A 13,828-nucleotide genomic window follows, 5' to 3' on the forward strand; every position below is an offset into this window, starting at 1 on the left:
ATAATTAATGATAATTCTGAAATAAACGCAAATAATTGACTTTTATTATAATGAAAACAAATTTTAATTTTTCGATGTTATATAATTGACTTTATTTCGATTTTACGTTATAATCAAGTATACTATAGCTTTTTGAGCATAAAAGGATTTGAAAGGGAGAGAAGAGATGAGAAAATATGAAGATTATCATAAAAGTGTAATGGTGGAAGAAGTACTAAAGTTTTTAGTAACTAAAGACGATGGTATATATGTAGACTGTACAGCAGGTGAAGGAGGACATATTAAAGCTATTTATGAAAAAACTAATGGAAAAGCAAAAATAATAGGTGTTGATGTGGATTATGAAGTTCTTGAAATAGCTGAAACTCGCCTCAAAGAAATTACTGATGATATAGAATTTTTTAAAGCTTCTTATAGAGATATTGATATTGTTCTTCATGGATTGGGAATTCCAAAGGTTGATGGTTTTTTAATGGATTTAGGCGTTTCAACGTTTCAGTTAAAAGGTGAAAATCGGGGTTTTACATTTAGAAAAGATGAACCGCTTGATATGAGAATGGATCCTGACTCTGATTTTAATGCATGGAATGTTGTAAATGAATATCCTGAAGAACAGCTTTCGAAAATAATTTTTGAGTATGGGGAAGAATTTAAGTTTGCACGAAGAATTGCCAGAAGCATTGTTAATTCGAGACCAATAAACACAACTTTTGAGCTTGTAGAAGCAATTAGAAAGGCTTTGCCAGCAAAGATTGTTTATAATAAAAGAAGGCATTTTGCAACTAAAACATTTCAGGCAATCAGAATTGAAACAAATAAGGAATTTGATAATATCAGAACAGCACTTGAAAAATTTCCTGATTTTCTTAATCCAGGTGGTCGAATTTGCGTTATATCATTCCATTCATTGGAAGATAAAATAATAAAAAATTTCTTTAGAAATAATGAAAAATTAAAGTTAGTCACAAAAAAGCCGATATTACCTTCTGAAGAAGAGGTGAATGAAAACCCAAGAGCAAGGAGTGCTCGACTGAGGGTGGCCGAAAGGATTTGAAAGGGGGCCATAGCTTATGGAAAAGAGAATTAAATATCTTTCAACTGTTAATGAAAGAACGTTACAGCAGGCAAAGGATATATCTATAGCTTTTGTTACATTTTCAGCTTTATTAATTGTGGCTGTATTATTTGTATCAACTACATTGAATTTTGGAAATAAAATTCAAAATCTTAAAAATAACGTTTATGCGTTAAATCAAAGGATTCTTGATTATCAAAACAAGATACAAACTGTTTCTACAGAGTTAGAAATATATAAACAGGCTCTTGTTGTAATGGAGGATGAATAACCTTGTGGCACGTATACGATTAACCTTTCTCGTTATAATAATTCTGTATGTTTTTATAATTTCCTATGTTTTGTTTTTAAATGTTGAAAATTCAAAAAGCTCATATGTAATTAATGAAAAAAATAAAAAAACAGCGACCTTACTGGATAGTAAAGGTCGCATTATTGCTATTGATAAACCTATTTATGAAGTGTGGCTTGATTTAAAAACTATTAGAAAAAGAGGAAAAATGGATAAAATGAAGATGCTTCTTTCAAGATATGTTTCTGAAAAGGATTTACAGCGAGATTTTGTTGATCTTGGACAATATGAAGACATGCTGGAAGTAAAAACATATATTCCAGCTGAAATATTAAAATATTCAAGGATTTATAAGACGTATCAGCGAATATATAATACTTCATATGGCATGAGAAAGAATATTGGTGAAATAAATAAAACAGAATATGGAATAGAGCCATATTTGAAAAATAATAATATGATAAATAAATCTGAAATTAAATTGACAATAGATTTAAAAATGCAAAGGATAGCCTATGAAGAATTATCCAAAACAATAAAAGAACAGGATGCAGTTGGTGGAACTGTAATTATAATGGAGACTAAAACAGGGAAAATAAGAGCGGTTGCTTCTAATTATCCTTATAATATGGCATTTATGGGTTATGTTGAACCCGGTTCTACAATGAAACCAATAATTTATTCAATAGCTCTTGAAGAAAATATTATATCTCCATATCAAAAATTTAATTTAAAGCCGAGAATAAAACCTGTTCCTGATGTAAATTTTACTATTTCTGAAGTTGAAGGTCATTATTTTAATAGCGTTGATGTAAAGGATGCAATTGCTTATTCTTCCAATGTAGCAGTTACAATGGTAATGAAGAAAATACTTGAGAATTATTCAGAAGAATGGTTATATGATAAACTCAAAAGAATGGGATTGGGTGAAAAAACAGGGGTTGAATTTTCAAAAGAGATTTCCGGGGTTTTTATGCCGCCGGATAAATGGTATAAAATTACACCATATCAGATAGCTATTGGGCAGGGAATAGGTGTAACTCCAATACAGCTTGTTTCTATATTTAATATACTTGCCAATGAAGGAAAATATATTAAGCCAACCTTTCTTGAAAATAAAAAAGGAAAAGATATACAAATATTTTCACCTGAAACGGCGGATTTGATGAAAGATTGGTTGAGATATACAATGGTAAAAGGAACTGCAAGAAAAGCATATAAACCCGGAGTTTTAATCGCCGGAAAGACAGGAACCGCACAGAAAGCTGAAGCGGGAAAAGGATACTCGGAAAAATATTATTCATTATTTGTAGGGTTTTATCCAGCATCAAAACCCAAATATACAATTGTTTCTATTGTTGATGATCCAAAACACGAGTATTATGGTGGTGAAGTTGCAGCTCCTATTGCTACAAATATTTTTTATAGGCTTGAAAATTTCAAATATAATAATAAACCTGAGATTGTTGAAGGGTATATTCCAAACCTTGTTAATAAGTCTCTTTATGAAGCTTTATTTGAATTGGAAACAATAGGTGTTGACAGTAGGAAGATAGTTATAAAAGGTAATGGTAGATATATTATTTCGCAATATCCAAAAGAAGCAAAAAAAATTGAAGATACAGATATAGTAATTTTATATTTAGGAGATGAAAAACAATGAGAAGAATTTTAATATATGGAGATTCGGAAATAAAAAAGAGTATTGAGATAAAAAATTATTTGATAGAAGATGCAGAAGTGGTAAAAATAGATAATTCTGTGCAGGATGCAGTAGAAATTTTAAAACATAATTTATTTTCAAATTCCCTTTTCGGTGGAAAAAAAGTATTAATTATAAATAATATAGATAAATTTAAGAAAAAAGAATTTACTGAAATTACAAAATTATTATCTCAGGTATCTTCTGAAAGTATAGAAAATATTATTATTACAGCATCATCAAAAGTTAAGGTGGAAGTTGAAGAAAAAAAGGAATGCAATTTACCAAAACCCTGGGAAGAAGATAAATGGATTGAATTTATAAAAGAACTTGCAGAAGACTTAAAGTGTAAATTTGAAAATGATGAAACAATAAAATACATTCTGGATATTTATGGATATACAGATACTATTTTATATGAAGAAATGAAAAAAATATCTATTTATTCTGAAGGTATAATAACGAAAGAAGCTATAAATGAAATAGGATTTGCAGCTGTAAATGTTAATTTTGAAGAGTTTGCTTATATGTTATCCACAAAAAGATGTGATGAAGTTATAAATATGGCTAAAAATTTTTCACAGATGCATGATTTTAATATAGTTTCTTTTATAAGTTATATTTTTAGATACTTTTTTGACCTTTATCGTGTTATAATAAATATAGAGCCTAAAAAAAGATTTAGCTGGCCTGAAGTGCAAAAAATATCACAAATTTCCGGTGTAAATAAAATGCGCGTAAAAAAGTTTTTAGGAGTAAAGTTTAAGAATGAAACACAGTTTTATGCCAATCATAGCGTATTGTATACAAAAAAAGATATTATGGATATCATTATAAAACTTGAAGAGATGGATAGAAAAGCAAAGCTTGGGGAAAAACAGGAAATATTAATATTTGATTTAATATCTTATATATGTGGGTGATAGTATGGGAATAGGTAAAAGTTTATTTGATTTAACTAATTTATTCACTATATATAGGTGGAATAATAGACCGGCATTGGTGAGATTTACAGAGGCAGATAATGTTTTTCACAGTTTGTTGCTTGAATTAATTGCTCTTGAATACTTAAATCAAAATCATGGGTATAAATTATCCATATCAAAAAATATCAAGGCAAAACTTTATAAGGAATTGCCGAAGATAATACTCTCCGATGTTTCGCTGGATACAAAGAAAAGAATATTAAAAAAAGATAAAAGTATCTGGGATAAAGTACTCGATAAAAGTTATAAAGAACTAAAAGAAGGCATTGTGGTTGATATTTTTAAATCAGAATATGATGAAAAATTTGAAAAGTATTCAAGTTTTATAGATTTAATGGTTGCATTGAAAGAAATTGAAGTGAATTATAGAGTGTTTCCTGAATATTTTAGTGAACCCAAAACGGAAACAGAAAACAAAATAAAAGAATTAAGAAACCTTGAATATATTGATGAACTTGAAAATATACTCAGTTATGTTTTAACGACATCAACTCGAATGACAACTATGTATAGATGGAACAAAAATCATAGAAATGTAAGAAGTTCTGTTTCTGCGCATACATTTATGGTTGTTTCCACTGCGATTGTATTTTATTATCTTGATAATCAGAAAGATGAAAATCTGCTTAATGAAATAATAATTGCATCTATTTTGCATGATTTTCCAGAAGCGTTTACAGGAGATGTTATAACTCCTACAAAGAAAAAAGTAGAAGGTCTTGAAGAAATAATTACAGATGTGGAAAATGAAATGATAGAAGAATGGTTAAAGAAAGAAAAGGATACAGAAGAGTTATTTAAAAATCTAAAAGATTATATGATTATGCCATTTGAAAAGGAATATGGAAGATATGTTAGAGCTGCAGATCTATTTAATGCATTTCTTGAAAGTGCAATAGAAATAAAAACAGGAAACTCACAGAATCTATTTAGAGAAGCATTTTTCAGTATTAAAAAGGAATTAAAAAGATTTAATTTTGATTTTATGTATGACTTAATAGATGAAATAGAAAAAATAACCTTTTTTTAACCTTTTGAGGTGATTATATTATGGATGAACTTACCACTTATTTGAATAAAAATGCTTTTGGAATTGATTATTTAAAAATAATAGAAAATAAGACATATCGCGTTAGAAAAACAAGTAGCGATAATTTTGATAATACTTTATATTATCAGATATATAATGATATATATTCCTTAAAAGACTTTGGTGTTGACCTGCCTGTTAAAATAGAAAATACAAATGGAACATATGAGATTTATTTTAATTACTGGAATGAAGTTTCAATAACAAGAAAAAAACTAACAGAAAATGAATTTTTTGAGGTTTTATATACATTATACGATTTATTTGATCGAATTACTCATGCAACAAAATGGTATGTTGATTATATATATCTGGAAGATATATTTATAGATGAATTGGGAAATGTCTCAATAATTTTACCTTTTTTTGAAACAGAAGAAGAAAATGAATATATTATAACAAGTGAATTAGATGCAGAAGCAGGTGTAATTGACATTTTAAAAAAAGCTACACTTGAGATATATAATCTTCTGGAATCTAAAAATAAAACAGTTAAAGACTTTATCAAGGAAATAAAAGAATATAAATTTGAATGTGTTCATGATTTTTATATTATATTATCTAATTATTATATTTCAAAAAAAATACATCCATTAAAGATACCACATTTTCTGGATAGAGTTGAAGAAAGAAATTTTATCCTTGAAAATTTAAAAGGAAATACACATTTTTATATCTATGGAAAACAGCGTGTTGGAAAAACACAACTTATAAATTTTCTGACCCCAAAATTCAAAGAATTGGGGTATGAAGTTATATATGCTAAAAACTTTAAGGATATTGTTCCTGGTTTACCGGAAACAATGACAAATTCTATGAATATATTTCATTTTATAGAGTTTCTTAAGGCTTTAAAAGGTAAGAATGAAGACTTTAAACTGATAATATTAATAGATGATTATCAGAGTACATCCACAACATTTAAAAATTTTATAAAAACCTTGATATTAAAAGAATTTGATTTCCCATTTTCTATATTTATAATTTCTCATGAAAAGTTTGATTTTGATAACGACAAGATAAAATATTTAGAAATTAAACCGTTTTCAAAGGAAATTGCAACTATATTTTTGAAAACAATATTATCAAGTGAATTTATAAAAGAAAATCCTGATTTTGTGGAAATTGTATATTCATATTCTCGTGGATTACCGGGGAATATGTTCCATATAATAAAAAACTTTTATGAACAGAATATTCTGGAATATAAAAATGAAAAATGGGTATTTAATATAGAAAAGATAAAAAACAGGAAGATATATGATTTTATTCTCGAACAGATAAAACATATTCCCGAAAAATATATAAATTGCTTAAAATATATTTCTACTCTGGGATTTATGTTTAATAGCGAAGAATTAAAAACTCTTTCTGATTTTCTGAACAAAGATTTTAAAGAAGTAATAGATTTTGCAATAGAAAAAGGAATTATTCTCGTAGAAGGGAAAAATTATAAATTCTTTAATCTGGTATATCAAGAACGATTGCATCAAATGCTTTCTCAGGAAGAAATAGAGAATGTACATGGATATTTGTTGTGTAAAACAAAGGACATAGATAAGAAGATATTCCATCTTGTTAGTATGGGAAAAAATAAGAATGCAGCAGCTCTTATAATAAAAGAAATGAAAAAGAAGATTTTTAACTGGGAAGATTTAAATTTAATAGAGATATGGTTTGAACGCTTAAAAGATTTAGTGGAAGATATACCAAATTCAGCTATAGCCCTTTATTTAACAAAGAAATTCTTTTTAAATGAGTATTCTCAAGAACTCGAAGTTTATCTTGACAAATTAAAAAATTCGAAGGTTTATAATTATATATATATAATATTCTTTAAGTTTAAAAATCCTGATGTTGCAAAGGAACACTTTGAATTTTTAATTAACAAAAAAGGTATAGCGGATTATAAAAAAGCGCTATATACTTATTTCTATTTTTATTTTAAATTTGATGAGCTAAAAAGAGAAGAAATTTATGATTATTATTTATATCTTGAAAGCTATGTGTTTTCAAAACATCATAATTTAAGGAAATTTCAGACATTAAAAGGATTATTATTAAATATACTTGCGTTAAAAATGCAGAAAGATTTACCTGATCTGGCGTTAAATTATTTCAACGATGCATTGAGAATAGCTAAGGAAATTAAATATAATAGATTATTGCAGGTTTTATATAGCAATATGGCTTCGTTATATGAAGTATTAAATTCACCTTTAAATGAATATTATTTTAAAAAGGTGCTTGAAATCTCAAAAAGTATAGGGGATTTTTCAAGTTATAATAGAACATTGGTAAGTATTGCAAATACCGAATTATACAAAGGAAATGTAAAAGACTTCTTTTATTTAATTAATAAAGCGGAAGAATATTCAAGAATAAACAATGATTATGAAAATCTTATTTCAATATATGAATTAAAAAATATATATTATTTATATGGAATAGATTTTTCAAATTTAAATACACTTATTAAATCATTGAATGTTTTAAATAAAAATTATTATTTAAAAGAAAGAATAGAAAACGTTATTAATAATATAATAATCTTAAAGGCTTTTTATGAACATGATTTTGATACATTAAAAGATGAGAAATTAATGGAGTTTATTGAAAAAGATGATTTTTATAGGCATTTTTATTATCTTCTAAAAGAAGATGAAGAAGAAAAAGTATATAAACACTGGCTATTCTTCAAAAATAATCCATTTTTGTATTTAAAAGAAGAATTAATAAATATACTTGCTCCTAAGATTGCGCATTATTCATTTGCAGATGAATTTGAAAAATGGGCATTATCTCTTGAAGAAGAGTTAAAAGAGAAAAAATTATCCTTAACATTAATTTATGAAGGTCTGGGATATTTTTACGATATAAAAAGAAAAAAACTCAAGTCATTGAAATATTTAAGAACAGCTCAAATGAACTATGAAATGTTCTTTATGAAAAACAAGTTTGATAAAATAAATGATTATTTAACGAATAAATTTAATATGCCAAGTTTTGCCTTTGATTTTTCAGATATTGAAATTGAAGATGAAACTAACAGAAAAATATTTGAAAAATTACAGAATAAAATTAACTTCTATGAAAAAATAAATGAACTCTCTTTAAATCTGTTAAAATCAAATTCTCCGAAATACGTAATAAATAAAATAGGGAACTTTTTAAAGAATAATTTTCCTGTAGATACTGTATTTTTAAAATTAAAAACAGATTTATATGACGTTGAATATGCATTTAATGCAAGAGAACCTGTTATGTATAAAAACGATATATTTTTATTAAATCCATTGACTGTCTCATTTAAAGCTGAATATAAAGATTTTACCTATTATATATATTTTGCCAATAAAAATATAGAATTAGAAAAAAGTGAAGCTAATTATATACTTGATTCATTAATTATAATTGAGCAATTGTTAACTTCTATACTTGATAAAATAGTACATTATGAAAACAGTATAGTTGATCCATTAACATCTGCATTTTCAAGAAGATATCTTGAAAATAAATTAAATGAATTAATAGGATTAAATGAAAGATACAAATTTACATTCTCCATCATAATGCTTGATATTGATAATTTCAAAAGAATAAACGATACATACGGGCATCAAAAAGGTGATGAAGTATTAATAGAACTTGTAAGAAGTCTGAAAAATAATTTAAGGGACTTTGATATAGTATGTAGATATGGTGGAGAAGAGTTTATAGTTATTCTTCCAAATACCAGTTTAAATGCAGCCGGAAAAATAGCAGAAAGATTAAGAATAGAGGTAAATAGAGATTTATTAGATGTAACAGGTCTTGATATTACATGCAGTTTTGGAGTTTCATCTATAGAAAACATAATGAAAGAACCAAAAGCAAAACATCTTATAAAAAATGCAGATGATGCATTGTATAAGGCTAAGAATACTGGAAAAAATAAAGTTGTTATATCGAGAGGAGATTAGCGATGTTACTGGATCTACACTGTCATAGCACATATTCTGATGGTACATGTTCTCCAAAATCTTTAATAAAAAAAGCCAAAAATCTTGGATTAAAATATTTTTCCATTACTGATCACGATACAATAAACGCTCAACCGGAAGCAATTGAGTATTCAAAGCAACTCAATCTCAATTATATACCAGGTGTTGAAATAAATGCAGAATTTCCTACATTAATGGATATTCTTGGATACAATATAGATATAAATAATGATTATTTGTTAAATATACTAAACACAATATTTGAAAAAAGAATAGAAAGAAACAGGTTAATGATAGAACTGCTGAAAGAAGAAGGTTTTAATATTGATATTGAAGATCTTGAAGGAGTTTCTCTTCATACAATAGGTCGTCCCCATATTGCACGCATGCTATTAAAAAAAGGCTATGGAACATCGGTAAGTCAGATAATTAATACATATCTCACAAGAGGAAAAAAATGCTATGTTGAACGATTTAAATTTTCTCCCAAAAAAACCATAAAGGCTATAAAAAAAGCAGGTGGAATTGCAGTTTTAGCTCATCCAAGAAAACTTAGATTATCAAAAATACAGGTTGAGACGCTTTTAAATGAATTAAAAGATTATGGATTGGATGGAGTAGAGGCATTTCATTATTCCAGTGATCCAGAATATACTAATTTTCTAATTGATTTAGCAAGAAAATTGGGGCTTTTAATAACTGCTGGAAGTGATTTTCACGGTACTAACAAACCATTTGTATCCCTTGGAGTTTTTGTTGAAGATTTTATTCTGCAAGATACAATTAACTATTTTATTACAAAATATTAATAAAATAACTTATGTTATTATAAAAATAGCCGATAATAGAAATGGTAGGGAAGAAATATTCAATCTCTGTGGGGGTGTTTTTATGGGAGACTTAAACAGAATAAGTGGGGACTTTGGAAGTTTTATAGATTCAATAACAAGAGATGCCGAAAATAGCAGAAGATTATCGAAAAACAATAATAACATTGGTGAAGAGCATCAAAGAGTACAGAGTAATCAGAATCAACAGAAGAACAATGAAATTAAGGATCCGGAAGTTTTATCAAAAATGATAGAAGAAAAGTTAAATAAATTAAGAGAAATCTTTAAAGGTGAAGTAAAATTTGAAGTAAACAATGATGTTGATATGGTTATAGTTAAAATAATAGATAAAGATTCCAAAAAGGTTATAAGACAGATTCCTCCGGAAACTGCAGTAAAAATTGCAGAAATGCTTGATAAGTTGGAGGGAATATTATTAGATGAACGTGCTTAAAGCGCGGAGGTGATTTAAATGAGTGAAAATAGTTATCTTGGATCATTTCAATTTGGCGGTGTTGCCAGTGGTCTTGATACAGCAAGTATGATAGATAAATTAATGGAAGTTGAAAGAAAGCCGTTAGAAAGGCTTCAAAATGATTATGAAAATTTAAAATTAAAGCAAAAGGCGTGGAAGGAATTAGATGAAAAATTAAGTGACTTCTGGGATTTCCTTGCAACTTTTAAATTAAAGAGCAAACTTATTCCAAAAAGTGTAAGTGTAAGTGATGAAAATGTATTAAGTGCCACAGCTGCAACTTCAGCCACAAATTCAAGTTTCAAAGTTAAGGTTAATTCATTATCCTCATCAACAATTTTAACTCCGGATAATACTTTAGGTGATGTACCTGATTTAAATACGCAATATTATAAATTAACTGGAAGGACAACACCGGTAGCAGGGACATTTACATTAAAAGCTTTAGATTCAAATGGTAATACACTTGAAACAGTAAATATTGATTTTGCAGGTACAGATACAATACAGGATATAATAAATAAAATCGATTCAAATTCCACATATTTTACAGCTGAATTAGTTGATGGGAAATTAAAAATACATGAAAAGGCCGGACAGGAAGGTTCCGTTGCAAATATTTTATTGGGCGATGCTTCTGATACAAGTAATTTTACAGAAGTATTCAATCTTGAGGGTGCTGATTATGTTGCTGGCAGTGGTGGAAGTGCTGGTTATATTGAAAGTACTGTACATGCAGGTGCAGTAAATACCGGAACAACATTGTCAGATATAAGTTCTGATGTAACTTCTGGAATAATCAGAATAAACGGAACAGAAATTACAGTAAGTGCAGATGATACAATAGGAAGTTTAATTTCAAGAATAAATGCTTCAAATGCAGGGGTTATTGCATGGTATGATGAGAATGAAGATAAATTAATGATAAGAAATAAAGAAGGCGGTCCACAGTCTATTACAATAGAGGATGGAGATGCAGATGGAAATAATAAAACTAATGTTTTAGATGATTTGTCCTGGGTAGATGCAACAGGAAATTATATGGGAAAAGTAACTCCTGGTACTGCTGCAAATGTTGAAATAGATATAGATGGCGATGGTGTAGCTGATCTTACAAAAACAACATGGGGTAATACAGTTGAATATAATAATGTTACCATTGATTTGAAATCAACATCTACAGATTGGGTAAATGTTCAGGTTACACAGGATGCAGATGCTACATATGATAAAATAAAAGAATTTGTAGATAAATACAATGAAGTAATTGGTTATGTATATGAAAAATTAAATGAAGAGCCAGTAAAACCAGAAAGAGGGAAAGAATTAAGCGAAGAAGATAAAATGAAAGGTGTTTTAAAAGATGATCAAAATCTAAGAGATATCTTTTATAAATTAAGAGATATTGCATATGGAGTTGTTGATTGGACTTCTGATGTAAAAGGAAAATATAGTTCTTTATATGATATAGGAATATCTTCTGGTGATGCTGGTGGGACGTATGAAAATACAATGAAAGGTGTTCTTTCAATTGATGAGGATAAATTAAAGGCTGCTATACAGGATAATGCAGAAGAAGTATGGAAATTGTTTGCATATGAAGATGATAATAATAAAGGGATAGCAATACAGTTTAAGGATTATGTATGGGATACAACAAAGTTTGGTGGAACTATAGATCAAATTTCTGGAACCACAGGCACTATTGGACTTGAAATGAGAGATATAGCAAAAAGAATGGTTTCGCTTGTAGATCAACTTCAAAGAAAAGAAGCATATTACTGGCAGAAATTCTCAGCTATGGAGCAATCTGTATCTCAAATGCAATCACAGGGTTCATGGATATTAGGAGCATTTGCAAAATAATAAAATTAAGGGCTGTTAAATTTAACAGCCCTTTTTATTTTAGATTTTATAAACTTTATTAAATTTTTCTTCTATATATTTCATGAAATATTCTGGATTTAATTCTTCCCCAGTTGCCATTTTTATTAATTCTCCTGGTTCATACATCTTTCCTTTTGAATGTATTTTATCTCTTAACCATTTAAGAAGAGGTTTAAAATCTCCTTTTCTAATAGCTTCATTATAATCTGGAATATCTTTTTTCATTGTATATAATAATTGTGCTGAATAAAGGTTTCCTAACATATATGAAGGGAAGTATCCAAAAGAGCCATGTGCCCAATGAACATCCTGTAAAACCCCTTCGCTATCCTTTTCAGGAACAACGCCAAGATATTTTTCCATTTTTTCATTCCATATTTTTGGTAAATCCGCTACTTTAATCTTATCATTTATTAAAGCTTCCTCAATTTCAAAACGCAACATAATGTGAAGATTATATGTAACTTCATCGGCTTCTGTTCTTATTAATGATCTTTCAACGTAATTTGTTGCTCTGAAAATATCTTCAGGTGTATATTTCTTTAATTCTGGAAATACATCAACAAGATCGTTATAAAAATATTCCCAGAATTCCGGGCTTCTTCCTACAATATTTTCCCAGAATCTTGATTGACTTTCATGAATTCCCATTGAAGCACCATCACCAATAGGTAATCCTGAAAATTCTGCAGGGATTCCCTGTTCGTATAATGCGTGTCCTCCTTCATGAATTGTACTATATAATGAATCATTTAAATCGTGTTCGTTGTATCTTGTTGTGATTCTTACATCATTTAATCCTATTGTTGTTGTAAATGGGTGCATTGCCACGTCCATTCTTCCTGCTTTAAAGTCATAATTCATTAAGTTTAAAGCACGTATAGATAGTTCTTTCTGTTTTTCAACAGGAAAAAATTGCTTTAAAATTTCATTATCTGGTTTTTCGCCTTTTTCGAGTTTAGCGAGATAATTTACCAGAAAATCCCTTAAAGGTTCAATAATCTTTTTAAGTTCTGATGTTTTAAGTCCTGGTTCATACATATCCAATAAGGCATCGTATCTATTTTCTTCATATCCTAATTTATCGGCAATTTGTTTTGTCAATTCAACAATTTTTTCCAGATGTGGTTGGAAAATAGAGAAATCATTATTTGTTTTTGCCTTTTCCCATGCAGCCTGAGCTTTTGAGGTTTCAATACTTAATTCTTTGTATAGTTCTGGAGGAATTTTTTTAGACTTTTCAAGTTCCTTTTTTGCAACTCTGACTATAGCTTTATCAACTTCGCTTTCTAAAAGTTCTTTCTCTGCATTTAAAACAAGATTCCATGTTTCATCAGAAACAGACATTTCAAAAGCATGACCTGAAATTTCACCAATTACCTCAGCTCTTTCTTCAGCAGCTTTTTCTGGCATCATAGTTTCAAAATCCCATTCAAGCAATGCAGCGGCTGTGTTATACCTCGATATTAATCTTAATCGTTTTTTTAAATCTTCTAATGCGCTCATTA

The 13,828-nt window shown here is 28.2% G+C and carries 10 protein-coding genes; 9 read left to right on the forward strand and 1 reads right to left on the reverse strand.

Annotated features, from left to right (window positions below):
* The first annotated feature begins 166 nt into the window (after nt 1-166).
* The 9 genes from rsmH (at nt 167) to fliD (ending at nt 12,299) form a co-directional block, all read left to right on the forward strand.
* Nucleotides 167-1,054, forward strand: a complete 888-nt coding sequence (gene rsmH / locus LN42_RS10285) for a 16S rRNA (cytosine(1402)-N(4))-methyltransferase RsmH (protein ID WP_014297451.1) — start codon at nt 167-169, stop codon at nt 1,052-1,054.
* A gap of 16 nt (nt 1,055-1,070) precedes the next feature.
* Nucleotides 1,071-1,346, forward strand: a complete 276-nt coding sequence (locus LN42_RS10290; RefSeq protein ID WP_014297452.1) for a hypothetical protein — start codon at nt 1,071-1,073, stop codon at nt 1,344-1,346.
* Nucleotides 1,347-1,350: 4 nt separating this feature from the next.
* Nucleotides 1,351-3,030: a penicillin-binding transpeptidase domain-containing protein gene (locus LN42_RS10295; RefSeq protein WP_014297453.1), complete on the forward strand. Its 1,680-nt coding sequence runs from the start codon at nt 1,351-1,353 to the stop codon at nt 3,028-3,030.
* On the forward strand, nt 3,027-3,992 hold the full coding sequence (locus LN42_RS10300) for a DNA polymerase III subunit delta (protein ID WP_014297454.1): 966 nt from the start codon (nt 3,027-3,029) through the stop codon (nt 3,990-3,992). The genes LN42_RS10295 and LN42_RS10300 overlap by 4 nt, the downstream gene beginning before the upstream one ends.
* A gap of 4 nt (nt 3,993-3,996) precedes the next feature.
* A complete protein-coding gene (locus LN42_RS10305) occupies nt 3,997-5,085 on the forward strand; it encodes an HD family hydrolase (protein ID WP_014297455.1) in 1,089 nt (362 codons plus the stop codon).
* Nucleotides 5,086-5,105: 20 nt separating this feature from the next.
* A complete protein-coding gene (locus LN42_RS10310; protein ID WP_014297456.1) occupies nt 5,106-9,107 on the forward strand; it encodes a diguanylate cyclase in 4,002 nt (1,333 codons plus the stop codon).
* Nucleotides 9,108-9,109: 2 nt separating this feature from the next.
* Nucleotides 9,110-9,937 carry a PHP domain-containing protein gene (locus LN42_RS10315; RefSeq protein ID WP_014297457.1) on the forward strand — a complete coding sequence of 276 codons (828 nt, stop codon included), beginning with the start codon at nt 9,110-9,112 and terminating at the stop codon, nt 9,935-9,937.
* A gap of 82 nt (nt 9,938-10,019) precedes the next feature.
* Nucleotides 10,020-10,412: a flagellar protein FlaG gene (locus LN42_RS10320; protein WP_014297458.1), complete on the forward strand. Its 393-nt coding sequence runs from the start codon at nt 10,020-10,022 to the stop codon at nt 10,410-10,412.
* A gap of 18 nt (nt 10,413-10,430) precedes the next feature.
* Entirely contained in the window at nt 10,431-12,299 is a 1,869-nt protein-coding gene (fliD, locus tag LN42_RS10325) for a flagellar filament capping protein FliD (protein WP_014297459.1), read from the forward strand.
* 39 nt (nt 12,300-12,338) lie between these two features.
* Here fliD and LN42_RS10330 read toward each other — a convergent pair whose 3' ends face one another.
* A complete protein-coding gene (locus LN42_RS10330) occupies nt 12,339-13,826 on the reverse strand; it encodes a carboxypeptidase M32 (protein WP_014297460.1) in 1,488 nt (495 codons plus the stop codon).
* Nucleotides 13,827-13,828: the final 2 nt, after the last annotated feature.

Source organism: Marinitoga sp. 1137, assembly GCF_001941525.1.
In the GTDB taxonomy this organism is placed as follows: Bacteria; Thermotogota; Thermotogae; order Petrotogales; family Petrotogaceae; genus Marinitoga; species Marinitoga piezophila.